A 24,491-nucleotide genomic window follows, 5' to 3' on the forward strand; every position below is an offset into this window, starting at 1 on the left:
ACGCGAACGCGTCCGAAACGGCGTCCGCATGGCGAGACAAGCCCACGGGGCAACGACGCACGACGGTGCACGACGACGCACGACGGTGCACGATGACGCGCGGCGGCGTGCGACAACGCGCGCGGAAACGCACCGCGGCACCTTGCGCGCCGACGTACGCACCGACTCGCGCGCCGCTCCATCCGCGTACTCCGACCGCGCAACCGACCCATGTCTCCATCCGCGCCCCACCCCGCAACCCCGAGGCGCTACGATGGCCGCATGAGCACCGCACCGAGGCTGGCAGCCGCCAAGAGGGACTGGGGACACGACGAGTCCGGCTGCACGGTGCTGCACATCGACATGGACGCGTTCTACGCCTCGCTGGAGGTGGCGCGGCATCCGGAGCTGAGGGGGCGCCCGGTGATCATCGGCACCGGCCCCCGTTCGGTGGTGTCCGCGGCGAGCTACGAGGCGCGGCGCTACGGCATCAACTCGGCCATGCCGTCCGCCCGCGCGCGCCAGCTGTGCCCGGACGGCGTGTTCCTGCCGGTGGACATGGCGTACTACCGCGAACGGTCGCGCCGCATCTTCGCGGAGGTGCTGGAGCAGGTGACCGACCGCATCGAGAAGGTCTCCGTGGACGAGGGGTACATGGACGTGGCGGCGGCGCTCACGCGGTGGGAGCGTCCGAGCGCGATCGGCGCGTGGATCCGCGCCGAGGTGGCGCGGCGGTTCCACGTGACCTGCTCGGTGGGCATCGCCGGCAACAAGCTGGTGGCGAAGATGGCGTCCACCAACGCCAAGCCGGACGGCATGCTGCTCATCCCGCTGGCGCGTCACGCCGAATTCGTGCAGATGATGCCGTTGCGCGGCATCCCCGGCATCGGCCCTTCGCTGGAGAAGCGGCTCAACGCGTGGGGCGTGAACTCGGTGGCGGATCTGGCGGCGATGGACGAGGCGACGCTCGCGCGGGCCACGGGCTCGGCGCTGGCGGCGCACGGCCTGTGGATGGCGGCGCGCGGCATGGACGACCGCGCGGTGACGCCGTACACGCCGGAGAAGTCGGTGGGCGCCGAGCGCACGTTCCGCGAGGACACGCGATCGATGCGTCAGGTGCGCGACCTGCTGCGCTGGGCGTGCGACGACGTGGCCGGCACCCTGCGCCGCAAAGGGCTTACGGCGCGCACGCTCACGGTGAAGCTGCGGTTCGCGGACCTGAGCTACCGGACGCGCGCGCATACGCTGGAGCAGCCGTTCAGCACCGCCAGCGCGATGCTGCCGGAGGCGACGCGGCTGCTGCGCGCGATGCTGGACATGCCCGAGGACGGAGGCGACGGCAACGGCGGCGCGGGCGGCGGCGGCACGGTCGGCGGCGCGCAGGACGAGCCGCTCCCCCGCCTCGTCCGTCTTGCCGGCGTGAGCGCCAGCGGCCTGCAGGAGGCCGCGCAGACGGCGGTCCAGCCTTCGCTCGACGACCTCATCGAGGAGCGCGACGCCGCCGAGCGACGTCCCGGCGACGGCGCCACCAAGCCGCAGCGCCTGAGCCGCGCGGAGCAGGCGCTGGACGCGGTGCGCGCGCGGTTCGGCAGCGGCGCCGCCAGCTTGGGACTGTGAGCGGCCAAAACCGCGAACGGACGGTCTGCAAACGACCGCAGATGATTACCGCCGCTTGAAGTAGTTGAACAGCTGCCGCTCCCGCGTGAGCAGCAGTGCGAACGCCGTGCCCGCCAGAAGCCCCGCGAATCCCGCGGCAGGGACGCGCGCCAGCGCGTCGAGCACGGGCATGAGGTCCGCGCCCGGAGCGTCGAGCACCACGTAGGCGAACAGCGGCGAGACCGCGCAGGCCGCCAGCAGGAACGCGGCGCACGATTCCAGCAGGATCTGCGCCGTCAGCGCCGGCTTGGGGTATCCGGCGTGCAGCGAGCTGGCGAGCTCCAAACGGCGCGCACGCGTCATGGCGAAGCCGAGCGCGGCGGACAGGACGAGCATCATCCACGGCGTCCATGCCGTGGCGCGGCCGGCGTAGTCGTCCGTGGCGGGGGCCACGCGGCCGAGCGAAGCGTTGAGCTGCGCGACGCGGGGCTTGTCCCCCGCCGAGTACGACGTGACGATCGCGGTGCGCAGGAGCGTCTCGATGCCGACGGGCGTGGGCCAAGTGCGCACGATGCAGGAGGTGTACGGCGAGTCGTCGTTCATGGGCACCACGACGGCGTACCCGTAGCCGGATTCGCGTCCGTCGTCGTCATAGCGGTAGACGTCGCGCACGGTCACCTCGCGTCCGTCCGCGAGCTGCTGCCGATCGCCGGCACGCGCGCCGAGCTGGTCGGCCACGGTCCTGGAGAGCAGCACGCCCATGCCGCCGGTGGAGGCGTCCGCGGCGTGGCCGTCCGCGCGGCCCGTCTCCGTTCCGGCGGCGCCGTACGCCTCGTCGAACACGCCGAGGAAGCCGGGCGTGGCCTCCACCATGGGGATGCCGGTGGACGGCAGCGTGGCGAAGGTCATGCGGGTGTCCACCTGACGGGTGGCGCCGGCGGCCTGCACGCCGTCGAGCGAGACCAGATGGTCGCATGCGGCGCCGTCGATGCCACTGCGCAGCGTGAGCACGTACGTGGAGGCGCCGGCGTCCACCCATGCGCGCGCCTTGGCGGTGAGTCCTGCGATCGTCAGGTAGTCGGCGCCGGCCAGCAGCGCCATGCACAGCGCGAGCAGCAGCGTGCACAGCGCGGTACGGGCGGTTCCGGAGATGACGTCGCGCCACGCCTCGCGCCCGATGGCCCGCCATCCCACGTGCCGCCCGCTCATTGGTAGTCCTCCAGATCGATGACGTCGGTGGCGGCGTCGCGCGTGCGATGGTCGTGCGTGGCGATGACGACGATCATGCCGTCGCGCGAGAGGGCGCCCAGCCGGGCGTTGACGGTGTCCGCGGTGTGCACGTCCAGCTGCGCGGTGGGCTCGTCCACCAGCAGCAGGTCGGCGCAGGTGGCCACGCCGCGCGCCAGCATGAGCCGCTGCGCCTCGCCGCCGGAGAGTTCCTGGAAGCGCCGACGTGCCAGATCGTGCAGTCCGAACACGTCCATCTGTTCCATGGCGAGTCGTTCGGCCTCGTCCGGCGCGTAGCCCTGCGCGAGGTACGGCAGCGCCACGTGGTCGAGCGCGGTGCGGCGCGCCACGCCGTGCGGGTTCTGGAACACCCAGCTCACCTTGCGTACGCGTTCTCGCGTCACGGTGCCTTCGGACGGTCTCTCCCATCCGGCGATGATGGACAGCAGCGTGCTCTTGCCGGAGCCGGACGGACCCACCAGCGCGTACACGTGCCGCGGCAGCAGCGTGATGGTCAGTCCCCGGAACAGGCGCGTGGCGGCGTTGAACGCGTGGCCCACGCCGTCGAGGATGACCAGCGGCTCGTTCGCGGCGGCATCCGAGGCGGCATCCGCGACGCCATCCACGGCGACGGATCGCGCCTGCACCGGCGGCGGCACCGGCACCGATTCGACTAGCGGCATGACGCACCTCCGTCCGGTCGTATCCGCACCTCGCCCAGCGCGGCCCCGGAGTCCACGCTCACCATGGTCTTGCCGAGTTCGGAGGCGACGATGCGCACGGCCGTGGGCCTGCCGTCGGAGACCAGGCACGCCTGCGCGCGGCTCACGTCGTACAGGGACGACGGCGAGACGGTCCATGTGGCGATGGGCGCGTCCAGCGTCCATTTGAGCGTGACCGTCAGGCTCGAAGCCCCGGTTCCTCCCGCGGACGACCCGCCCATGCCGGCGTTCGCCATGGCCTGCGCCTGACGGTACGCGCCGGAGGCGAGGATCGCGTCCAGCACGGTCCGGTCGTCGATCCGCGTGGCGTCGGCGGCGAGCGGGAAGCGTCGGTCGTCCACCTGCAGCGAGCGCGCGCCCTCGGTGCCGGGCTGCTCGGCGATGCTCACCGCGGCGGGCTGCGGCACGCCGGCGGCCACGATCAGCGGCTCGCCCGGCGTGACGGTGGCGCCCAGCGCGGCGGGGCACGACGCGACGGTGACGGATTCGCGTTCCATCCATGCGGCGGCGGTGGAGGGGATGACCCAGCCGGCGTCCTTGGTAACGGTCGCGGCGCCGACGGCCTTGGCCACGGCGTTGAACGCGGCGACGGTGGCCTGCGTCACCGCATCACCGTCCGGGGCGTCCTGGCCGAGGCGGCGCAGCTCGGCGTTGAGCGCGGCGGCGTCCGTGCCCTTGTCTCCGGGCTTGAGGGCGCGGTACGGGGGCACGGCGGTGTGCAGGGCGAGCACGGGCGTGCCGTCCACGGCGATGAGGCTGCCGCCGGAGTCGAGCGTCGCGCCGGGCGCGCAGGTGGTGGACGTGACCACGCCGGCGGTCGGCGAGGCAATGGTCTGCCCGGCTCCGGTGGTCATGGTGACGGAGACGTTGAGCGGGTCGTCGTACTGTCCCTCGGTGGCCCTGAGCACGCCCGGGTCCGTGGAGGAGACCACCGCGTCCGGGATGCGCGAACGGGTGAGCAGGAATCCTCCGGCCACGCCCACGGCGAGGGCCGCCGCCACGAGCGCGGCGATCACCGACGTCGCGACGGGCGTGCCGGACCGCGTCTGCGCGCCGCGGCCACGCCCATGATCGGCCTTGCCGTTGTTGCCCATGCCCACGCCGGCGTCCTTGCCGGCCTTGCGTGCCTTGCGGATGCTCCATGCCATGATGACCTCCCTCGTCCGCGTGTCGTTCCCGTGCGGCCGTTCGCACGACGCTCCCCATGTGCCGCCGTCAGTGCGGCACGAGGATGTTGATCAGCGTCATCCATTCGTCCGTGGGACCGGTGTGCCCGCACGTCCGCACGGCCTCGCTCAGCTCCTTGTAGCTGTTGTTCGCGTGAGCCCCGTCCCACTGCATCGGCACCGCGGCCTTGAGGTCCACCACGATGCCCGCGGCGGCGTAGCAGTCGTATTTGAGGTTGTTGGCCATGCGCTCCTCCGCGATGGTGACCTGGCCGTCGTCGAAGATGGCACGGACGCGCGGATCGGTGGTCCTGGCCAGCGCCTCCTCGTATCCCGCGGGCGGCGGGTCCGGCACGGTGACCCACACGCGGTTGACGTCGTCCTCCGGCTCGGTGGGCGTGTACGGCGTGGCCGTCTGCGGCACCGCGGGCGACGGGTTCGTCGCCGCGGCGGTCTCGTCGGTGGATTCGGCGGTGGGCGCCGATCCGCATGCCGCGAGCGCGGCGACCGCCGCGGCACATGCCGCCGCAGCGCGCAGCTTCGCGAAGACCGCCCCTGTGCGGCGTCCACGCGCCGTCCTTCCGGCATTCCCCTGCATGACGCTCATCATGAGCCTTCCTCCCAAGCATCGGCGGGCGGGGCCACGTCGCCCCGCTCATGGTTTCAGCCTATAGGCCGTTCCCCGCATCGCTTCGGCGTGTCCCCTACCACGAACGGGCGGCGCGCCTCAGTCTGCGGACTCGGTTCCCTGCGCGGCGGAGCTCGACTCCCCGGACGGTTCCGGCCCGATCTCCCAGTAGGCAGGGTCGGGAAGCTTGCTCTGGTCCCCATCCACGGCATAGGGACGCCAATACGGCTCGAGCGCCTTGTTGATGCGCATGTAGTCGTATGCGGCGGGGTTCTCGGACGCGCTTTCGCCGCAGAGCTGCTGTTCCTTGTCCATGCCTTCGCCGACTCGGTCCTGATGGGCATCGTCCCAGCGGTCGGACACATTCGGATCGTCACTGACGATGATTCCCTGCCGGGCAAGACACGCGTTCTGCAGTTCCCTGCTTCTGGCCTGTATCGCCTTGGATTCCTGAGGCGTGAGACGACCGTCCGCGAAGGCCTGCCTGACGACGGGATCGACGGCGGTCTCATATGCCTCACGGTAGGCGTCCGGCGCGGGATCAGGTACGATCCAGACGATGCGACTGCGGGCGTCCCCATCATTCCACGGCCACGGCAGACCGGAACCGTCCGAGGCATTCCTACCGGGAGAGGCGGACGGTCCGCACGCCGACGATGCCGCAACGGCAACGAAGGCCACAACGGCGCATGCCCTACGGAAACGCGGAGAAAAACCGCGTGCATCATGCTTCCTCATCATGTCGCCCTTTCCAGCAAAACCTCGTTGCCCGCCGTATGTTGCCAGCATATCCGTCAATGACCGAACACTCGAATGCATCAACATCACGAACGAACATGCGGATGATCATTGCTTCAATCCGAGCGGATCCGTCATGCATTGGAAGAATCGCTCGGATTTAGCCGAATCGTAGTTGGGATCATGCTCATCGGTCAATGGCCCAAGATATTTCTTGTATTCAGGTGTTTCAGTACCCCCCGGAGCGGAGTAGAACGACAGGAAGTAATCTGGATCCATGTTCTTGTCAATGAGTCCATGCGATTTCATGCATTCCAGAATCTTGGTGTTGTATTCGTCGGCACTGAGATTATCCGGATTATTGGAAATAAAATCATGCAATGGCATGATGTGCATGTAATCGGTCTTTTCATAGCATTGCTGCATCACCGCATTGGAATGCTCGGCGACGACTTCGACGCCGGCATCCGCATGAAGGCTTTCCCCGCCATCCTCCGTCCACGACCACCTGAGTCTTGGATCGGCGTCGAACACGCATGTGCTCATCGCATCCGCAAACTCACTCATCTCCGCCTCAGTGATCACACCGTCCTTGAGAATTCCTTTCACCAATGGATTAGTCGATTCATCGTAGTTCTTCATGAACTCCGCGGCGTATGGATTGTCCGCAGCGATGGAAAGCCCCTCACTATTCTCGCTTTCACAGGCAACAAGAGGAGCCAATATCACCACAAGGAATAGTACAGCACAGGCAAACCTAACATAACCAAATGAAAGCAATGACCGCCCACACATACCAAACTCCTTACTCAAGAAATCACACTCACCTGATCATATAAAACAATCTAACTACTTCCTTATACTCATCGGATCATCAACACATTGCCAGAATCGTTCCGACTTGGCGGCATCATATCCCGGGTCATGCTCATCCTGCAACGGTGTGATATATCGCTTATATTCAGAGCTATTAAAGCCACCAGGAGCCGAATAGAATGAAAGGAAATAATCGGGATCCAAATCTCTGTCGATAAGACCATTGTCCTTGAGGCACTGCAGAACCTGCTTATTGAAATCATCCGAACTCAGATTATTCGGATTTGAACCATTAATCGATGTATACAGAGGCATAATATTCATGTAATCCGTTTCATCATAACATTGCTGCTCACGTTCAAGCATCTGTTCAGTCGTTATATTGGAATCCTTGCCGAGCAATATCGTCTCACCTTCGCCGTTGGACCACGACCAGTCAAGTCCCTTATCCGACATACACTGCGCGAACACGTCGGCAAATTCATTGATCTCGGCCTCGGATATCTCTCCGTCCCTCAGCATACCCTTCACCAGCGGATTCGTTGCACGTGCATAGGAATTCCTGAACTCAAGGGCATATGGATGACTCGGATCTACAGCAGGACCATCGTCGGAGGATGATGCATCAGAAAACCCGCATGCACATAGCGGCATCAGTATTATACAGAGCACCATGAAACCCGATCGATAATGCCCGCCACGTCGCCTAGACAATGAGAACATTGCATACTCCCTCTCCAAAGAAGATCCTTGCGCAATCAATTAGGAAATTGATACTGATTGCCATGAATATATCTACCACGACAATCAGCATCAATCTCCACCATGCTCGAAATCATTATCACTCAACTGCTAATGAAATCCCCCCATGACTCATCTTGACCGCCCAGAAGATTATGCCCAGCAGTTGACCGAACTCCAAAACTACGATACTCAGAATCGGTTTTAAATCCATATCTACCATCGGGAAGATTATACCTGATACGATGCCTTGACTTAAAACCAACATATGCCATGCAATACTGCCAGTGCACTTCACCGATTCCAGGATCCATCCAGTAATATTTATAGGACATCACGGTCAAATTGTTCGTCCCAGCGACAGCACTGGTGGCAGGAATGGCAGCAACGCCGATTCCCAAGGCACAGGCAAGAAGAGCTGCGACGGTCTTCTTGCAACGTGTTACGATTGTCATGATTGTTCCTTTCTTAATTGAATTTCCATGTAATACAATCCGAGTATTTCACACGCATTGAACTACATATCGAGATTAAAATCACCGAAATAGCCACCGATGGTGTAGTCATAGCTCAGGCGAGGAGCGCGCGAATCCTCTCCGGGAGCCATCCACTTTCCCATCGATCGGCCATATTCACCATTAGCATTCCATCCATGCATCCAATGCCGAGAGAAATACCCGTTTATTCCACGGGAGCGGTCTTCATCAACGAAGCCGTAGAATCCGCTCCACGGCGCATTCTCTGTGTGGATCTGCCATTCCGCTGAACGATCTGCCGCGAATGCCGTCAAGGCATACACGGGCATACAGCCCACGAATACGATACATGCCACAAGGGTTGCGGCTATGCGTTGACCCGGTTTTCTTATCATATTGTCCTCCTATTATGCGTTATAAATACTGCATTGTATAAAGGTGCACCAACGGCAACGTTGCCGTTATGTGTTATATTATAAGGACAAGCCGAAGGAGGCAACGGATTCGCCTACTACGAACGGGCGGTTTTGGCTGAAACACCTTTACTGAGATAAAAAGCAATATATGGGCATCGTCACAAAAGGAGTATCATGAAAGCTCTTATCGCAATTATAAGTATCATTATCATTAATTTTCCTTGTGCCACTACATCTTTGCCGGCAACTAAACCTGCCATCCAGATTTACGGCAACAGTTGCCCATGTCCAGATCCGGTCAAATGGCTTTGTGGACCTTTTTGCGATTAATCAACGACAGCTCACCATCGACACGCAAACAGACGCAACCGTATTGTTCGAAGGGGTCACATCCGCGTATGCAGATCTGACCCCTTCGAAACCAGCAGGCATCGGCTTCAGTCTCTTTGCGATGCCAGCTATGACGCATTCGGAATGAATTCCATCATCCGAATCCACTGATAGGTAGGTCCGTATTCCGTACAATCGAATATGGCGTCGGACAGTGCGTCTGCCTTGCCGATATCGGAGGGTGCGATGGTGGCACCGTCGGCACTAGTGGAGAACCCCTTAGAGCCCAAGCACGCTTCCAGCAGGGCATTGCCCTCAGCCACCTCGCCATAGGTGACCTTGCCGTCCTCGAAGATCCTTCGCACAGTAGGATCCGTAACCTTGGCGTAGGTCTCATCGTATCCCGCAGGTTTGGGATTGGGGACGGTGCCCGACACGTCGTCGGTGTTTTTGCCTTCGGGTATGTGCTTCGTGATGGTCGAAGTGTCGTAGGTGGGTGCACTCCATCCGGACGGAGTGGAACCGCCGCACGCAGACAAACCAGAGATCGCGACGAGACAAACGACTGATGCGATCGCTCTGCATGAGAAACGATTGACGGATGAGACGGTATGAATGTTCATCGAAGTCTTCCTTTCCTTGGCTGGTCCGCGTTGACCCGCCATTATGATTCCATCGTAGCAACGGAGGAGAGGACACTCGACGGTTCCGTGTACCACGTTTGGACAGATGATCAAGATACGTGCCGTCGTTGTTGAATACGACTCCGCCCCCGGTGTCCGGTTCGATGACGGTGACCGTCCTCGCTGTGCAACCCAGACGCAGCCCATTGACGAAGCCCGTTATCATCTCATGATGCGGAGCGGAACTGCGGATGCTCAGTACGTGATGGCGATGGTCCATTCGCCGTCCTCGACGGCGTGTGAGACGGTCCCGTGGTAGGGCGCGATCGACTGGCGCATCAGCGCCATTCCCGAATCGGCACCCGTCTCGTCCGGACGCTCCTCGGTGAGATTGGTGGATACGATGTGCACCGTCACGTCGTCATCGGTCACGTCATCGCCGAACGTCACCGTCGTCGCATACGGGCCGGGAATCCCATGCCGGATGATGTTGGTGTGGATCTCGCGCAGCAGATCGACGCATACGGCCAGTTTGTCCGCGGAAACCGCATTCACCGGTCCCGAGACGGCGATGCCTCCCCGGAAATGCAGCAGACGCATCGTCGCCTCGATCTCCCCCACGGTGTTGTGGAATCTCAGGGCAACGTCTCCCGCCGTCGTGACCTGGCGCTGCGACGGCGCGACGCTCAGCTTGGCGGGATTGATGATGTTCTCGCGCAGCTCGTGCAGCGCCTGCTGCAGCAGCAGTTCCACCGTGCTCCAATCCCGTGCGTCCGAGGATCCGTCACCATGGAGCCGGCACACCATCATGGCACCGGCGAGCTTGCCCGCGATGGAGTCATGCGCGCTGTGCAGCAGACGCAGCTGCTCCTGCTGCCGCTCGTAGGCGGCCTGCTGCGAGGCAAGACGCGACTGCCGTTCGCCCCACTTCCTTACGCCGAACCCCAGCACCAGAGCGATGAGATACGTGGAGTCGATGCCTATGAGCGACGGGAGCGCGCCCGGCTTGTCCCAGAAATGCAGGACGATGTCCGTACTGATGGAAAGCACCGTTGCCAGCATGCATGCCACGGCGTACAGCGGCGTTCCCATGAATCCCAGCACGCCCAGGGCGAACCACACACCGGCGTACGCCTGCGGTCCACCGAATACCAGGGGAATCAATGAAGTCGCCACGCTCAACGCGCACAGCGCCGTGGAACAGGCAACCGGATACAACGGCAGCAGCAGCACCGCCGCCAGATAGTACACGCCGGCAACGCCGGACTGCACGTCCGTGATGGGGCTCATCGGCAGCTGCAGCACATAGTAGACCACGCCGAACAGGCTCCCGAGCGTCATCGCCTTGTGCCGCCCGTACCGCCGCAGTATCCCGCTCAATCGATCAGCCCCTCCCTCACGCAATACGCCACCGCCTCCGCGCGGGAATTCACGCCGAGCTTGGCATAGATGCTGCGCATATGGGTCTTCACCGTGGTCTCGCTTCTGCCGAGTCTGCGGGCGACCGCCTTGACGGTGAGACCCGCGGCATACAGGCGCAGTATCGTCAGCTCGGTCTCGGTCAGGCGGACCGCGGATGCGCCCTGCGCGCGACCGCCCCACCGCATGAGCGTCTCGTTCCCCACGGCACTGCCGATGACGCGGATCAGCTCGTCCGTGGGCCGTTCCTTGTACACCACGCCGACCATGCCCGCGCGCCGCAGCTCCTCCTCGGTGTGTTCCACACGGAAGGCGGTCATGCCCACCACGGCCGTTCCCGGATGCCGTGCGTGCAGCTCCGCGGACAGCCGCACGCCGTCCATGACGGGCATGGACATATCCGTGAGCACCACCTGCGGCAGGGATGCGGGATCCTCGCACAGCGAGAGCGCCTCCAGCCCGCTCTGCGCGGCCCAGCGCACGGCTATGGGCGCGGACGACCTGCGAAACAGTTCGGCGAGCATCCTGAGCGCGAACGGATCATTGTCCACTATGCCCAGCGTGACGCGTTGCGTGTCCATGGCGGATCTCCTTCGACCAACTCACTGAGCCTCATTCTATGGAGCACGGCGTTTCGACGCCGTCAACGACTCGCGGAACGTTCTCCCCGGGCGCGTCCCTTCAGATGAGCCCCTCGCGCACGCACTTCGCCACGGCCTCGGGACGGGACGAGACGCCCAGTTTGGCGTAGCTGCCGCGCAGATGCACCTTGACCGTGGAGACGCTGATGCCGAGCTGGTGGGCGATGGCGTTCGTGGTCTTCCCCTCCGCGTACATGCGGAGCACCGCGGTCTCGGTCCCGGTCAGCGGCGAGCGCGCCGTCCGCCACGCCCCAGAATTCGGATCCCAATGCGCCACCGCGTCGTCGCCGGCCGCGGCGCCGATGACGTGCACCAGCCTGAGCGGGTCGACGTCCTTGCCCACCGCGGCGCCGATGCCCGCAGCATGCAGCTCCTCCGGCGTCTGGGTGATGCGGAATCCGGCCATGGCCACGATGCGCAGATCGGGATGCCGGACGTGCAGCGCCTTCGCCAGCTGCATGCCGTCCATGTGCGGCATCGCCAGATCGGTGAGCACCACCTGCGGACGGTCGGCGGCGTTCCCGCACAGGTCCAGCGCGGCGGCGCCGTTGTCCACCGTCCACAGCACGCGGATGGGGACCGTCTCCGGGGCGAACAGGCGGTTCAGGAACCGCAGCACCATCGCATCGTTGTCCACGATGCCCAGGGTGACGCCGCCATGCGCGCTCCCCGCCTCGGACATCGTCGCCCCCCCTGTGACGTTCCATGCCACATCGCCGTGTTTCAGTGTTCCATCGTTGGAGGCCAGTATAGCCGCCGGAACGGGGCCGAAGCGGACCCCTTGCCGATTGTTGCCAACGCCCGATATCGACCTAGGCGCGGGCGGCCTCCAGACGCGCGGCGGCCAGTTCGATCGTCTCGTCCGACGCGGTGGCGGCGAAGCGCAGATGGGACGGCGCCGCATAGAACTCCCCGGGGCTCGGCACCACGCCGATCGCGGCAAGATCGGCCATGTCCGTCCAGCAGTCGCCGGACTTCGCCCTCACCCACACGTACAGTGCGCCGGCGGGCATGGCGGCATCGTAGCCATAGACGCGCAGCGCCCCCACGAGACGCTCCAGACGGGCGCGGTAGCGTTCCCACTGCCCACGCACGGCGGCCACGTCGCGCAGTCCCGCGGCCATGGCCGCCTGCACCGGGCCGGGGATGATCTGCCCGATCTGCTTGCGATAGTCGATCATCGGCGTCACGAGCGCGGCGTCGCCGGCGATGAACGCGGTACGGTAGCCGGCCATGTTGGACTGCTTGCTCAGCGAATACAGCACGAGCACGCCGTCGGCTCGTCCATCGCACACTGCGGGCGACAGGGCGCAGGGCGCGGCCGTGAGACTGTACGCGCCCGCGTCGGCCGGCTCGTTGGTGGCGCTGGAGACGGCGTCGTCGCCGGCACCGGACCACTCCATGAGCGCATAGCACTCGTCGGACAGTACCACGGCGCCGATGCTGCGCGCCGCATCCACGATGCGCTTGAGCTGCACGGCATCCAGCACCTCGCCGGACGGATTGGACGGCGAATTCACCCACACGGCCTTGACGCCCGGGATTCGCGCCCACGAATCCACGTCGGCCACGTCATCGACCTTGAGCACCGTGGCGCCGGCCAGCTGCGTGCCGATCTCGTACGTGGGATAGGAGACGCGCGGCTGCACCACCACGTCGCCCTCGCCCAGATGCAGCAGGGACGCCATGAGCGCCACCGCCTCCTTGGAGCCGACCGTGGGCACCACGCGCGCGCCCACCGCATCCAGATCCACGCCGCGCAGATGGCGGAACCACTCCCCGATCGCCGCGCGCAGGTCCGCGGTGCCCGCGGTCACCGGATAGCCGTGCGCATTGGGCGCGTCGGCCGCGGCGACGAGCGCCTCGCGCACGGACGCGGGCACCGGGTCCACCGGGGAGCCTACCGACAAGTCCGCCATGCCACCGGGCACGGCCTGCGCGGTCCGCTTGAAGCGCGCGATGCGCGACCAGTCGTAGGGTGACGAGAACGGTTGGAATCCCATGTGCGACGGCTTTCGGTAGGTTCGGTGGTTCGGTGCGGCGCCGGTGCGGCACCGGTTCGTTCGGATTGGTTCGGCTAAGCTCAGCCCTGGTTCTGCGGGGGCAGGGCCTCCACCTGAGCCGGGTCCTTGCCGATGGGACCGGCAGCGGATGCGCCGCCCAGATCGCCCACCTCGGCGAAGAACTCCACGGCGGCGTCCTTGTACCACGCCCACTCGTCCGGCAGGTCGTCCTCGTAGAAGATCGCCTCGGTGGGGCACACGGGCTCGCACGCGCCGCAGTCCACGCACTCGTTGGGGTTGATGTACAGGGAGCGCTTGCCCTCGTAGATGCAGTCGACCGGGCACTCGTCCACGCAGGCCTTGTCGCGCACGTCCACGCACGGCTGGGCAACGACGTATGGCATGATGATCTCCTTACCGCAATTGATGACACGACACAGTTAGGGCCCACCATACTCGCGGGTCTCGCCCTACCATCGCGCCATGCGTCGCCCGATACGCGCGACGGCTCCCCTCCTCGGCGGGAAGGGAGCCGTCGTCACAGCGCGTCACGTCACAGCGCGGAGGCGACCTCGTCGGAGATGTCGCCGGTCAGATCGCCGCGCCCCAGACGCGAATGGCGGTAGCTGTAGCCGAAGTAGATCGCGAAGCCCAGCACCAGCCACACCAGGAAACGCACCCACGTGAGCACGGACAGGTTGATCATGAGCCAGAAGTTCGCGAGCGCGATGAGGATCGGCACCCACGGGTTGCCCGGCATCTTGAACGCGCGCGGCAGCTCCGGGCGCTTGGCGCGCATGATCGGAATGGAGACGGCCACCAGCGTGAACGCGGACAGCGTGCCGATGTTCACCATGTCGGACAGCACGCCGATATCGAAGCAGGCGGCCACCAGCGCCACCACCACGCCCACAGCGATCTGCAGCACGGCCGGGGTGCCGTGCTGGCCGGTGCGGGACAGCCCGCGCGGCAGCAGACCGTCGCGGCTCATGGCGAACACGATGCGCGTCAGGCCCAGCAGCAGCACCATCACCACGGTGGCCAGACCCAGCACGATGCCGAAGCTGATCACCTTCGCGGCCCACGTGGCGCCCACGATCTCGAACGCGGTGGCCAGCGACGGGCTGTCCGCGGCGGCCAGCTCCTTGTAGCTCACCATGCCGGTGGTGACGATGGCCACGAGCATGTACATGACGATGATGAGCAGCATGCCCACGCCGATGCCGAGCGGCACGTTGCGGTGCGGGTTCTTGGTCTCCTCGGACGCGGTGGCCACCACGTCGAAGCCGATGAACGCGAAGAACACCAGCGCCGCGCCGGACAGGATGCCGGGCACGCCGTAGATGGACGGGGTCATGCCGGTCATCCACTGCCACAGCGGCTGCGTCCACACGCCGGTGACGACGGAGGCGCCCTGCACGGAGGAGGCAGGCTCGCTCGGCGGGATGAACGGCGTGTAGTTGGAGGCCTTCACGTAGAAGAAGCCCACGATCACCACGAAGAACACGATGGCGATCTTCAGCACGGTCATCGCGCCGTCCACGCGCGCGCCCAGCTTGGTGCCGAACACGAGCAGCACCGTGAAGAACGCCACGATGATCAGCGGCGCCACGTCGAAGTTGAAGCCGCCGAACAGCGTGATGTTGGTGTTGAGGTCCCAGCCCATGAGACCGAAGAAGTCGTTGAGGTACACGCCCCAGTACTTGGAGATGACCGAACCGGCCATGAGCATCTCCAGGATGAGGTCCCAGCCGATGATCCACGCCATGATCTCGCCCACCGTGGTGTACGTGAACGTGTAGGCGGAACCGGCCACCGGGATCATCGACGCGAACTCGGCGTAGCACATCACGGCCGCGCCGCACACCACGCCGGCGATGAGGAAGCTGATGATCACGGCCGGGCCCGCATGGTAGGCGGCGGCCTGCGCGCCCACGGAGAAGATGCCCGCGCCCACGGCCACGGCCACGCCCATGATGGCGAGGTCCCACGCGCCCAGCGTGCGCTTGAGCTTGCGGTCCTTGTCGTCCGTCTCCGCGATGGTCTGCTCGACGGACTTGGTTCTGAACAGTTGCATGGGCTCCTTCTCCCTTTGCTGTCTTGCCGGTTTGCCGGTCTGCGTGCGTCCGCGCACGACTCGACACGCTATCCTACAGGCACCGTGTTGCATGCGAAAGCCCCGGCCGCGGGGACCGGGGCTTGCGACGGCGTCAGTCGTCGTTCCGCACCATCGCGCAGGAATAACGACATCGTACGCGTGTGGCCTTTCGTTATTCGGTGGGACCGTCCTTGAAGATGACCACGCCCTGCATCGCGTTGCGCTCGTTGTTGGCGCGGGCGCCGTCCACGGTGCGCAGCACGAGCTCGCGGAAGTCCTCGTCCACCACGGAGGCGGGCTCGTCGAGCAGACGGCCGGCGTTGAAGTCGATCCAGCGGTGCTTCTTGGTGGCGAGCGGCGTGTTGGTGGCCACCTTGAGAGTGGGCACGAAGCAGCCGAACGGGGTGCCGCGGCCGGTGGTGAACAGGATGATCTGGCAGCCGGCGGCGGCCATGGCGGTGGTGGAGACCATGTCGTTGCCGGGGGTCTCCATGAGGCTCATGCCGTTGCGGCGCAGGCGCTCGCCGTACCACAGGACGTCCTCCACCTCGCACTTGCCGCCCTTGCGGATGCAGCCGAGGGACTTGTCCTCCAGCGTGGTGATGCCGCCGGCCTTGTTGCCCGGGGACGGGTTGTCGGAGATGACCTCGCCGTACTTGCGGAAGTGGTCCTTGAACTTGTTGATGAGGCGGACCACGTCGTGGAACACGCCCTCGTCGCGCGCCTGGGACATGAGCACGGTCTCGGCGCCGAACATCTCCGGCACCTCGGAGAGGATCACGGAGCCGCCCTGGGAGGTGACCCACTCGGCGAAGCGGCCGACGAGCGGGTTGGCGGTGATGCCGCTCATGCCGTCGGAGCCGCCGCACTCCACGCCCACCTTGAGCTCGCTCATGGGGATGGGCTCGCGCACGTCGTTCGCGGCGGCGTCGTTGAGCTCCTCGAGCAGGTCGGCGGCGGTCTCGAACTCGTCCTCCATCTCCTGGCAGATCATGAAGCGGGTGCGCTCGGGCACGTACTCGTGCATGCCCTCCTTCATGAGGCTCATCTGGTTGTTCTCGCAGCCGAGGCCCACGAGCAGCACGCCGCCCGCGTTGGGGTGCTCGGCGATGCCGCGCAGGGTCTCCTGCGTCCAGACCAGATCGCCGCCGAGCTGCGAGCAGCCGTACGGGTGGCGGGCCACGATCACGGAGTCGAAGTTGCCGTTGTCCGGGTGCAGGGCGCGGAACGAGCGGGCCATGGTGTCGCACAGGCCGTCGATGCAGCCCACGGTGGGCACGATGTACAGGTCGTTGCGGATGCCCACCTTGCCGTTGGCGCGGCGGTAGCCCATGAACGTGGTGGTGGGGTGGCCGGGCTTGACGGTGTCGTCGGTGGGCTCGTACGTGTAGTCCAGGTTGGCGCCCAGATTGGTCTTGATGTTGTGGGTGTGGACCCATTCGCCGCGCCTGATGGGCTGGCTGGCGCGGCCGATGGCGAAGCCGTACTTGACCACGTTGGTGCCCTCGGGGATGTCCTGGAGGGCGATCTTGTGGCCGCGCGGCACGTCGTTGAGGACGGTCAGCGGGTCGTGGCCGTCCACGGTGACGGTCTCGCCGGCCTTGATCGGGCGGGCGGCCACGCACACCATGTCGCCGGGCGCCAGGACGATCGTGTCCAGCCCGGTCTTCTCCGGGATCTCGGCGATGTAGTCGTGCTGGCCCTTGATGCCCTCGCCGCAGGTGCGGATGAACCCGGTGCTGGCGTCGCGGGCGGCGGCCTTGAGGTCGCCACAGAATTCGGAATCGGTTTGCTTCGTTGCGCTCATACCTCAATGGTACGGAAAAGTCAATAGCCCGGGTCGATTTGTTGCCATCCATTGCAGGATTCGGTACGGCGGGGCGCGCATCGCGGGGTCGGAGTCGCACGGCATCGTGCGGCGGGCCAATCGCGCGGCAGGCACGGTATCGCACAGTATCGCACGGCATCGCACGAAAGATCGTCGGATAGGACCCGCCTTATATACTGTGTGGCATGAAGCAATCGTCCTCCCTCTCCCCTCGCTCGTCGCACGGACGCACGCGCCTGCAGGACGTGGCGCAGGCCGCCAACGTGTCCATCGCCACCGTGTCCAAGGTGATCAACGGACGCTCCAACGTGGCCGACGAGACGCGCGAGCGCGTGGAGCGTGCGGTGCGCGAACTGGGGTACGTGCGCACGAACATCGCGGAGGAGGACCGTTCCGGGATCATCGAGGTGGTGTTCACCGCGTTCGACCACTTCTGGGTGACGGACGTGCTGCAGGGCATCTCCATCGCCGTGGCCGACCGCGACGCGCGCGTGGAGGTGCGTGCGGCGGACACGTCGTCGTCGTGGGTGGACCGCGCGATCACGGATCAGGCGATGGGCGTGATCGCGGTGATGCCCAGCCCGTCCGACGCCGTGGTGTCCAAGCTCACGGCCCGGCGCATCCCCTGCGTCTCGCTCGACCCGTGGGGCAACCCGCCCGCGCAGGGCATCCTGGCCGTGCAGACCGACTTCTGGACCGGTGGACTCATCGCCGCGCGGCATCTCATCGCGCTCGGGCACACGCGCATCGCCACGATCACCGGGCAACCCTCGGAGATGCGGGCGAACGCGCAGCTCGACGGATTCGGCAGCGCGCTGGACGAGGCCGGCATCCCGCGGCGCGACGACATGGTGATCCGCTCCAAGGCGTCCTGCAAGCACGGGCGCGCGGCGGCGCTCGAGCTGCTGGGGCGTCCGGAGGGCGAGCGGCCCACGGCGATCGTGGCGCAGACCGACCTCATCGCGATGGGCGTCTATCAGGCCGCGTACGAGCTGCGGCTGCGCATCCCGGACGACCTGTCCGTGGTGGGCTACGACGACATCCGCCCGTCCTGGTATATGACGCCGCCGCTGACCACGGTGAGCCGGCCGATGCGCCGCATGGGCATGGCCGCCGCGGAGATGATCTTCGCGCAGAACGGCGAACAGAGCGCCGGGCCGGATACCGCTACCGGACAGCGCGCCATCCTGCCGCCCACGCTGATCGAGCGCGGCAGCACCGCGGCGCCCGCGCGCTGAGACGCTGCGGCATCGTCGCTGCGGATTCTCACGGATTGGGCGAGACGGCCGGCACCTGTTCGCGCATTTATCGCATCGTGATCGCATCGTGCGGTTTCCGCGGATTGGACGGATCCGACCATGCACATCGGACGTCCCGTTGCGCGGATTTCCACAAATTGGTCAGATCCGATCGTCACCGTCATGCACCTGTCGTGCGGTTCCTCGCAGATTTGGCGGAAATGACCACGCGTGCTAGGCGCCGATCCGCAGATTTGGCGGAAGTGACCCCGGAGCGACGATTTTCGAGCTCCCCGAGGTCAGATCTGCCAAATCTGCGAAAACGCGCGCGATCGGGATGGTCAGTTCTGCCAAATCTGCGAGGATGTTGCGCGCGACGACGGTCTGCGGAGAGGTCCGGCAGCAATGGTCTGCGCGAACGGCCGGCGGAAAAGATCAGCGGACGATCAGCGCGAGGATTCTCACGAATTGCGCGGATCCGATCGTCATTGCCGTGTATCCATCGCACAGCTTCCCGCAGATTGGGCGGAAGCGGCCGGCACCGTTCTGCATCGGGGTGCGGCCTCCTGTAGATTGGGCAGATCCGACCATGCGCATCGGACGCCGATCCGCAGATTTGGCAGAAGTGACCTCGGGGAACTCGAAAATCGTCGCTCCGGGGTCAGATCTGCCAAATATGCGAAAATGCGCGCGATCGGGATGGTCAGATCTGCCAAATCTGCGTGGGGGTGGTCGGTATCGGGGCACTCGGTCGGGACGTTGCGCACCCGATCGGACCACCGTGTACCCGATCGGACCACCGCGCATCCGATCCGCTCATCGTGCGGACACGGCATCGCAGCGCGCGGGTCACGCGAGCGGTGTCACAGCGCGAGCGAATCGGATGACGGTCAACGCGAGGATCGGATGGGGACGGTCAGTGCGCGCGATAGGAGAAGCGGCGGAAGCGCGCGAGGGAGCGCGGATCGCAGGCGGCCACCGCATCACCGCGGCGGTTCATGCCCACGTTGGTCAGGGCGATGAAGTCGCCGGTGAATCCGCCGGACAGGAACGTCACGTCGATGCCGCCCGCGAGTTCGCGTCCGTCCACGGCGAAGGAGGCCGTGGTGCGATCCACGCGGATCGTGAGCGTGTGGCTCAGCGCGGCGATCGCGACATCCAAATCGATCGTACCGCCCGAGACGATCTCGTCGCCCGCGGCATCCGCACCGTCCGCAGCGTCCGCAGCGTTCGCAGCGTCCGTATCGTTCGCGGCACCCACGCCCCCGTCCAGAATCGCGGACTCGGCGCGGGCCGCGTCGCCGGCCGCATCGAGCTCCATGTCCGCGAGGACGGAGAACGTGTCGCCGTGGTTCGCCATGAGCCGCGCGATCACCGGCCCTCCCCTGCCGTCGAGCCGCTCGTCGCGCGTCACGGCGAGGAACAGGTAGTGCTTGGTGTCGAGATAGAGCAGCATGCCGGCCATATCGAGATACGTGTGCGGCACGTAGTCGAGGGTCACGGTCGCCTCGAACGCGAAGTCGGTCTGGCGCGTGGCCACCATGTGCTGGCCGAACGTGGACTGCGGCGAGGCGCCCGGCGCGAGCGTCAGACCGGCGGCGCAGCCGCAACCCTCGTGATCGCCGCCGCACCGCGCATCGCCCACCGCGAGCCAGTCGCCGGGCAGCTCGCGCGGCGTGTTCCACCGGGCGAAGTCCAGCGCACCGCCGGAGAAGTCGTCCTCGAACGACGTGACGACGCTCGCCCCGCCGCCGCGGTACGCACGCGGGGCCGGCACGTCCACCGCGGGATGGTTGCCGCCGCGCGACTCGGCACCGTCCAAAGACCCCGCCAGCCGAAGCCAGCCGTCGTCGGTCCACGTCACGCGCTGCAGCGCCGCCTCGCGCCCCAGCACCGCGTGACCGCCGCGGAGCGGACGCGTGCACAGGTGCGCCATGTACCATTCGCCGTCCGGCGTGGACACCACGCTGCCGTGGCCGGCGCACTGCAGCTCGAGCGACGGATCGTCCGCGGAAGTGAGCATGGGGTTGGCGGGATCCACCTCGTACGGCCCCCAGACGCCGCGCGACCGGCACACCGTGACCTGATGTCCGGAGCCGGTGCCGCCCTCCGCGGTGATGAGGTAGTACCAGCCGTCGTGGCGGACGATGTGCGGCGCCTCGGTCTTGGCGGCCGCGGTGCCGTCGAAGATGCGGCGCGGTTCGCCGATCGGCGCGAACGTGCGGGCGTCGACCTGCTGGAGCACCACGCCCGCGGACTTGTTGTGCGTGGCGACGCGGTAGTCCCACAGCTCGTTGACCACGTACATCGCGCCGTCGTCGTCGAAGAAGATCGACGGGTCGAAGCCGGAGCCGTTGACGTACACGGGCTCGGACCACGGCCCGCGGATGTCCGGGGCGGTGACGATGTAGTTGGCGGCGTCGGCGAACGGGCGCTGCGTGGTGGCGACGTCGGTGTAGATGAGGTAGTACAGGCCGTCGTGCCAGGTCATCATGGGCGCCCAGATGCCCATGTTGTCCGGGCGGCCGGCGAAGTCGGCGAGCGCCGGGGTGGCGAGCACGGAGGTCTCGTAGCGCCATTCGACCAGATCGTTGGAGGCGTAGACGCGCACGCCGGGCACCCAGGTGAACGTGGAGACGGCGATGTAGTAGCGGCGGTCGTCGGTGAAGATGTTGGGGTCCGGGTTGAAGCCGGGGAGGATGGGGTTGTGGATCATGGCGCGGTTCGGGTCGCCGTGCGCCGGCGCGGCTGCTGCTGCTTCGTTGGTCATCGTTGGTCTTTCCGGGTGGTTCGGGGCGGGCGGGAGATCCGATCGGCCGCGCGGTGGTCGCATGCGGCTTCGCGGCGGACGCATGTGGCTCCGCATCGGCGCAAAATCTTTCCCACCCTTTTGTTCATCCTTTGAACTTTATGTCTCCATCGTACACCCTCAGGAAACGGAGGAAGCCGCTCCCCCGACGCGCCGCGTCCGCGCTCGATGCCGCGCCGGCCCGAGGGCGCACACGACCGGATGCGCGGATGCGCACGGGAACCGCATGTTCCCGAGACTCCGAGGAGCGAGCATCGAATCCGCTCATTACGTGAGACGCAGACATCGGATCCGCTCAATCCGCGAGGTACAGGAATCCAATCCGCTCAATCCGCGAGGTGCGACACAGAGATTGAGCAGATCGGATGCCCCACACCCCCTTCACGGCCTCCCCGGCATCGGATCCGCTCAATCCGCGATGCGCGGGAATCCGATCTGCTCAATCCGCGATGCGCAGCACACGGATTGAGCAGATCGGATGCGCGACGCCGGGGACACGGCGAACGACCGCGGACGCGATCGCAACGCCACGGGACACGACGGAACGGAACACGATACGACGGACGGGGCGCACCGATCGTCGATCAGCGCACCCCGCCCGTCCGGCAATCCGGTCAGGTCGGCCGCCTCAGACATTGCCGGCCCGGGCCTACTTGGCCGCCCGAATCTACTTGGACTTGGCGATGGCCTCCTGCGACTGCGTGACGAACTGCTGCGCCGCGTCGGCCGCGCTCATCTTGCCGTACATCACCGACTCCTCCAGCGTGAAGAGGATCTGGTTGGCCATCTGGTACGAGGCGGACGGGAACGGGGCGTCCACCTTGGACGAGTTGGGCTTGACCACGTTCTGCGTGAAGTCGACCACGGCCTTGTCCGTGTCGGAGAGGGACGGGGTGAGATCGGCGAGGATCTTGTTGTTCACGGTGATGCCGCGCTCGAGCAGCAGCACCTTGTTGGCGTCCTCGTTGTTGAGGTAGAAGTTGATCCACTCGGCCGCGAGCTTCGGGTTCTTGCAGTCGCGCGAGACCACCCACAGCTGCGACGGGCTGGTGTAGTTGGCGAGCTTCGTGTCCTCGGCGGGCCACGAGGTCATCTGCAGGTTCTGGTTGGACTGCGCCGCCTTGCGCAGCGCGTTGAACGTGGAGCCCCACGCGAACATGCACCACGAGCGCTGCGACGGATCCGTGCCGTAGACCAGCGGATCCTGCTCCGCCTGGCCGATCTGCAGACCGCCGAACACCTCCGGCGAGATGTGCCACCCCTCCTTGATGCCCTTCTCGTAGACGTCGAACCACTGCTGCACGTCGGAGGCGTCCACGCCGAGCGTGCCGTCGTCGTTGAACAGGTGCTTGCCCTGGCCGCGCATCGCGTAGGCGATGAAGTTCAAGGACGGCATGTACGCGTAGTTGGTCTTCCAGCCGGTCTTCTCGTAGATGGTCTTGGAGATCTGCTCGAACTGCTCGATCGTCATGTTGTCCGGGATGGTGACGCCGGCCTTGTCCGTGACGTTCTTGTCGTAGGCGAGCACCGGCACGCCGAGCGCCGTGGAGATGCCGTACTGCTTGCCGTTCACCTCGCCCTGCGCGAGCACGTCCTTGTCGATGTTGCTCACGTCGATGGTGCCGTCGTCGATGTACTGCTGCAGGTCGATGAGCGTGCCGTTGTTGATGTACTGCGAGTAGTAGTTGTAGTTCATCTGGATGATGTCCGGCATGGAGCGCGACGCGGCCTGCGTGGACAGCTTCTTGAACATGTCGTCCATGCTGGCGAACTGGCCGTCGATGGTCACGCCCTCATGCTGCTGCTCGAACATGGTGTTGACCTGCGCGGTGCGGTCGTTGCGCACCTGATTGCCCCACCACATGATCGACAGGTGGTTGTCCGACGATCCGCCGGAGCTGCCGCCGCACGCGCCCATCGAGACGACCGCGGCGCAGGTGGCGATGACTGCGCAGACCTTCTTCATCATTCCGTTCATGGCTTTGCTCCTTTGCATTGCTGCTCTTCCGGTGCCGTCCGTACCGCCGGGCGGCCATTTTGTTCAGTTATGGTGTGCGGCGCCCCGACGATGGGGCGCCAAGCATGTTGGGCTGCGGCTCGCGCGCATGGCCCGTGCGCATGGCCCGTTCGCGCGGCGCTGCGCGATGCGAGGAGCGCCGTGCGCCTACGCGCCGAGCAGGGCGGCGAGACGGGGCGCGAGGACGCGGGCCATCACGTCGTAGCCGTCCTGGTTGGGATGGATCGAGTTGCCGTACAGCTCGCGATGCCCGTTGACGTTGGCCGCGAAGTCGACGAAGTGCCAGCCGTGTTCGCGGCACATGCGCCGATGCGCGGGGTTGAGCAGATCCACGAGCACGTTCATGCGACGCATGCCCTCCAGCCCGAAGCGGCTCATCACCGGCTCCTCGAGCGCGAAGCGGATGATCGAGAGCACGGCCACCTCGGCGTGCGGGGTGAGCGCGCGCACCTCGTCGATCAGCGCCGCGTAGCGCTCCACGGAGGCGGGGATGTCCTCGGGTTTGGCGACGTAGTCGTGGCCGATGTCGTTGGTGCCGAGCATGAACGTGACGAGGTCGGCCTCGGGCAGCACCTCGCGCGCGGTCCGCCATTCGTCGGTCTCGCGGTAGTGCACCACCTCGATGCCGTTGTGCCCGCAGTTGAACACCTCCACGCCGAGCATCTCCCCCACCTGCTCGGGCCACGGACGCGGGGCGTTGAAGCCGAGGCCCGTATCGCCGTGGGTGATGCTGTCGCCGATGCACACGATGCGCGCGCGGGACGAGGGGACGTGCACCGTCGCGTCTCGCACCGTTGCATCCTGCGCCGTTGCATCCGGCGCCGTTGCATCCTGCGATGCGGATTGCAAATCTTGCTGACGATCGCTCATCGTCGCAGCTCCTTCTCCTCGCCGTCGCACCCCACCTCAGGAATCGGTGCGATGCATCTGTTTGCCGCGTTGCACTTGACAGTGTATACGCGGACGCCGCACGGCAGCGC

At 65.7% G+C, this 24,491-nt stretch carries 22 protein-coding genes; 2 read left to right on the forward strand and 20 right to left on the reverse strand.

From position 1 onward, the window contains the following. Nucleotides 1-261: 261 nt before the first annotated feature. Complete coding sequence (gene dinB / locus G1C96_RS04510; protein WP_169275460.1) at nucleotides 262-1,596, forward strand: DNA polymerase IV; 1,335 nt, start codon at nucleotides 262-264, stop codon at nucleotides 1,594-1,596. 45 nt (nucleotides 1,597-1,641) lie between these two features. Here the strand turns inward: dinB and G1C96_RS04515 are convergent, their stop codons facing one another. The 17 genes from G1C96_RS04515 to G1C96_RS04595 form a co-directional block, all read right to left on the reverse strand. Then, nucleotides 1,642-2,784, reverse strand: a complete 1,143-nt coding sequence (locus G1C96_RS04515) for a hypothetical protein (RefSeq protein ID WP_169275461.1) — start codon at nucleotides 2,782-2,784, stop codon at nucleotides 1,642-1,644. Then, a complete protein-coding gene (locus G1C96_RS04520) occupies nucleotides 2,781-3,485 on the reverse strand; it encodes an ABC transporter ATP-binding protein (protein ID WP_169275462.1) in 705 nt (234 codons plus the stop codon). The genes G1C96_RS04515 and G1C96_RS04520 overlap by 4 nt, the downstream gene beginning before the upstream one ends. Further along, a complete protein-coding gene (locus G1C96_RS04525; RefSeq protein WP_169275463.1) occupies nucleotides 3,476-4,672 on the reverse strand; it encodes a hypothetical protein in 1,197 nt (398 codons plus the stop codon). Before G1C96_RS04525 ends, G1C96_RS04520 begins: the two co-directional genes overlap by 10 nt. A gap of 67 nt (nucleotides 4,673-4,739) precedes the next feature. Next, the gene (locus G1C96_RS04530; protein ID WP_169275464.1) at nucleotides 4,740-5,300 is read right to left on the reverse strand and encodes a hypothetical protein; all 561 of its coding nucleotides are present in this window, start codon (nucleotides 5,298-5,300) and stop codon (nucleotides 4,740-4,742) included. Between the two features lie 117 nt (nucleotides 5,301-5,417). Continuing rightward, nucleotides 5,418-6,107: a hypothetical protein gene (locus tag G1C96_RS04535; protein ID WP_169275465.1), complete on the reverse strand. Its 690-nt coding sequence runs from the start codon at nucleotides 6,105-6,107 to the stop codon at nucleotides 5,418-5,420. A gap of 57 nt (nucleotides 6,108-6,164) precedes the next feature. Continuing rightward, a complete protein-coding gene (locus G1C96_RS04540; RefSeq protein ID WP_169275466.1) occupies nucleotides 6,165-6,698 on the reverse strand; it encodes a hypothetical protein in 534 nt (177 codons plus the stop codon). Nucleotides 6,699-6,905: 207 nt separating this feature from the next. Beyond that, nucleotides 6,906-7,595, reverse strand: coding sequence for a hypothetical protein (locus G1C96_RS04545; protein ID WP_169275467.1), 690 nt, complete (start codon nucleotides 7,593-7,595; stop codon nucleotides 6,906-6,908). A gap of 122 nt (nucleotides 7,596-7,717) precedes the next feature. Continuing rightward, entirely contained in the window at nucleotides 7,718-8,068 is a 351-nt protein-coding gene (locus tag G1C96_RS04550; RefSeq protein WP_169275468.1) for a hypothetical protein, read from the reverse strand. Between the two features lie 62 nt (nucleotides 8,069-8,130). Further along, complete coding sequence (locus G1C96_RS04555; RefSeq protein ID WP_169275469.1) at nucleotides 8,131-8,484, reverse strand: hypothetical protein; 354 nt, start codon at nucleotides 8,482-8,484, stop codon at nucleotides 8,131-8,133. Nucleotides 8,485-8,963: 479 nt separating this feature from the next. After that, on the reverse strand, nucleotides 8,964-9,458 hold the full coding sequence (locus G1C96_RS04560) for a hypothetical protein (RefSeq protein WP_169275470.1): 495 nt from the start codon (nucleotides 9,456-9,458) through the stop codon (nucleotides 8,964-8,966). A 255-nt stretch (nucleotides 9,459-9,713) separates the two neighbouring features. Further along, the gene (locus G1C96_RS04565; protein ID WP_169275471.1) at nucleotides 9,714-10,799 is read right to left on the reverse strand and encodes a sensor histidine kinase; all 1,086 of its coding nucleotides are present in this window, start codon (nucleotides 10,797-10,799) and stop codon (nucleotides 9,714-9,716) included. A 35-nt stretch (nucleotides 10,800-10,834) separates the two neighbouring features. After that, nucleotides 10,835-11,458, reverse strand: a complete 624-nt coding sequence (locus G1C96_RS04570; protein ID WP_169275472.1) for a response regulator transcription factor — start codon at nucleotides 11,456-11,458, stop codon at nucleotides 10,835-10,837. A 100-nt stretch (nucleotides 11,459-11,558) separates the two neighbouring features. Next, nucleotides 11,559-12,200 carry a response regulator transcription factor gene (locus G1C96_RS04575; RefSeq protein WP_169275473.1) on the reverse strand — a complete coding sequence of 214 codons (642 nt, stop codon included), beginning with the start codon at nucleotides 12,198-12,200 and terminating at the stop codon, nucleotides 11,559-11,561. A 130-nt stretch (nucleotides 12,201-12,330) separates the two neighbouring features. After that, nucleotides 12,331-13,521, reverse strand: a complete 1,191-nt coding sequence (gene dapC / locus G1C96_RS04580; RefSeq protein WP_169275474.1) for a succinyldiaminopimelate transaminase — start codon at nucleotides 13,519-13,521, stop codon at nucleotides 12,331-12,333. A gap of 80 nt (nucleotides 13,522-13,601) precedes the next feature. Further along, nucleotides 13,602-13,925 (reverse strand): ferredoxin, encoded by a 324-nt coding sequence (gene fdxA, locus G1C96_RS04585; protein ID WP_169275475.1) that lies wholly within the window; start codon nucleotides 13,923-13,925, stop codon nucleotides 13,602-13,604. A gap of 149 nt (nucleotides 13,926-14,074) precedes the next feature. After that, entirely contained in the window at nucleotides 14,075-15,598 is a 1,524-nt protein-coding gene (locus G1C96_RS04590; protein WP_169275476.1) for an amino acid permease, read from the reverse strand. A 193-nt stretch (nucleotides 15,599-15,791) separates the two neighbouring features. After that, the gene (locus tag G1C96_RS04595) at nucleotides 15,792-17,426 is read right to left on the reverse strand and encodes a UxaA family hydrolase (protein ID WP_169275477.1); all 1,635 of its coding nucleotides are present in this window, start codon (nucleotides 17,424-17,426) and stop codon (nucleotides 15,792-15,794) included. A gap of 206 nt (nucleotides 17,427-17,632) precedes the next feature. Between G1C96_RS04595 and G1C96_RS04600 the strand changes: the two genes are divergently transcribed. Continuing rightward, nucleotides 17,633-18,685 (forward strand): LacI family DNA-binding transcriptional regulator, encoded by a 1,053-nt coding sequence (locus G1C96_RS04600; RefSeq protein ID WP_169275478.1) that lies wholly within the window; start codon nucleotides 17,633-17,635, stop codon nucleotides 18,683-18,685. Nucleotides 18,686-19,601: 916 nt separating this feature from the next. On the opposite strand, the gene G1C96_RS04605 is transcribed toward G1C96_RS04600, so the two are convergent. The 3 genes from G1C96_RS04605 to G1C96_RS04615 form a co-directional block, all read right to left on the reverse strand. Beyond that, complete coding sequence (locus G1C96_RS04605) at nucleotides 19,602-21,455, reverse strand: family 43 glycosylhydrolase (protein WP_205832047.1); 1,854 nt, start codon at nucleotides 21,453-21,455, stop codon at nucleotides 19,602-19,604. 706 nt (nucleotides 21,456-22,161) lie between these two features. Then, nucleotides 22,162-23,472: an ABC transporter substrate-binding protein gene (locus G1C96_RS04610; RefSeq protein WP_169275479.1), complete on the reverse strand. Its 1,311-nt coding sequence runs from the start codon at nucleotides 23,470-23,472 to the stop codon at nucleotides 22,162-22,164. A 186-nt stretch (nucleotides 23,473-23,658) separates the two neighbouring features. Next, the gene (locus tag G1C96_RS04615; RefSeq protein ID WP_169275480.1) at nucleotides 23,659-24,381 is read right to left on the reverse strand and encodes an SGNH/GDSL hydrolase family protein; all 723 of its coding nucleotides are present in this window, start codon (nucleotides 24,379-24,381) and stop codon (nucleotides 23,659-23,661) included. Nucleotides 24,382-24,491: the final 110 nt, after the last annotated feature.

This window comes from Bifidobacterium moraviense, from assembly GCF_012932365.1.
GTDB classification, from domain to species: domain Bacteria; phylum Actinomycetota; class Actinomycetes; order Actinomycetales; family Bifidobacteriaceae; genus Bifidobacterium; species Bifidobacterium moraviense.

Excerpts from the sequence above, each read along its gene's own strand:
- G1C96_RS04535 (WP_169275465.1), bottom strand. The coding sequence starts at position 6,107 with ATGCTGGCAACATACGGCGGGCAACGAGGTTTTGCTGGAAAGGGCGAC.
- G1C96_RS04520 (WP_169275462.1), bottom strand. The coding sequence starts at position 3,485 with ATGCCGCTAGTCGAATCGGTGCCGGTGCCGCCGCCGGTGCAGGCGCGA.
- G1C96_RS04525 (WP_169275463.1), bottom strand. The coding sequence starts at position 4,672 with ATGGCATGGAGCATCCGCAAGGCACGCAAGGCCGGCAAGGACGCCGGC.
- dinB (WP_169275460.1), top strand. The coding sequence starts at position 262 with ATGAGCACCGCACCGAGGCTGGCAGCCGCCAAGAGGGACTGGGGACAC.
- fdxA (WP_169275475.1), bottom strand. The coding sequence starts at position 13,925 with ATGCCATACGTCGTTGCCCAGCCGTGCGTGGACGTGCGCGACAAGGCC.
- G1C96_RS04545 (WP_169275467.1), bottom strand. The coding sequence starts at position 7,595 with ATGTTCTCATTGTCTAGGCGACGTGGCGGGCATTATCGATCGGGTTTC.
- G1C96_RS04590 (WP_169275476.1), bottom strand. The coding sequence starts at position 15,598 with ATGCAACTGTTCAGAACCAAGTCCGTCGAGCAGACCATCGCGGAGACG.
- G1C96_RS04550 (WP_169275468.1), bottom strand. The coding sequence starts at position 8,068 with ATGACAATCGTAACACGTTGCAAGAAGACCGTCGCAGCTCTTCTTGCC.
- G1C96_RS04555 (WP_169275469.1), bottom strand. The coding sequence starts at position 8,484 with ATGATAAGAAAACCGGGTCAACGCATAGCCGCAACCCTTGTGGCATGT.
- G1C96_RS04560 (WP_169275470.1), bottom strand. The coding sequence starts at position 9,458 with ATGAACATTCATACCGTCTCATCCGTCAATCGTTTCTCATGCAGAGCG.
- G1C96_RS04540 (WP_169275466.1), bottom strand. The coding sequence starts at position 6,698 with ATGAAGAACTACGATGAATCGACTAATCCATTGGTGAAAGGAATTCTC.
- G1C96_RS04615 (WP_169275480.1), bottom strand. The coding sequence starts at position 24,381 with ATGAGCGATCGTCAGCAAGATTTGCAATCCGCATCGCAGGATGCAACG.
- G1C96_RS04610 (WP_169275479.1), bottom strand. The coding sequence starts at position 23,472 with ATGAACGGAATGATGAAGAAGGTCTGCGCAGTCATCGCCACCTGCGCC.
- G1C96_RS04530 (WP_169275464.1), bottom strand. The coding sequence starts at position 5,300 with ATGATGAGCGTCATGCAGGGGAATGCCGGAAGGACGGCGCGTGGACGC.
- G1C96_RS04600 (WP_169275478.1), top strand. The coding sequence starts at position 17,633 with ATGAAGCAATCGTCCTCCCTCTCCCCTCGCTCGTCGCACGGACGCACG.
- G1C96_RS04605 (WP_205832047.1), bottom strand. The coding sequence starts at position 21,455 with ATGACCAACGAAGCAGCAGCAGCCGCGCCGGCGCACGGCGACCCGAAC.
- G1C96_RS04575 (WP_169275473.1), bottom strand. The coding sequence starts at position 12,200 with ATGTCCGAGGCGGGGAGCGCGCATGGCGGCGTCACCCTGGGCATCGTG.
- G1C96_RS04570 (WP_169275472.1), bottom strand. The coding sequence starts at position 11,458 with ATGGACACGCAACGCGTCACGCTGGGCATAGTGGACAATGATCCGTTC.
- dapC (WP_169275474.1), bottom strand. The coding sequence starts at position 13,521 with ATGGGATTCCAACCGTTCTCGTCACCCTACGACTGGTCGCGCATCGCG.
- G1C96_RS04565 (WP_169275471.1), bottom strand. The coding sequence starts at position 10,799 with ATGACGCTCGGGAGCCTGTTCGGCGTGGTCTACTATGTGCTGCAGCTG.
- G1C96_RS04515 (WP_169275461.1), bottom strand. The coding sequence starts at position 2,784 with ATGAGCGGGCGGCACGTGGGATGGCGGGCCATCGGGCGCGAGGCGTGG.
- G1C96_RS04595 (WP_169275477.1), bottom strand. The coding sequence starts at position 17,426 with ATGAGCGCAACGAAGCAAACCGATTCCGAATTCTGTGGCGACCTCAAG.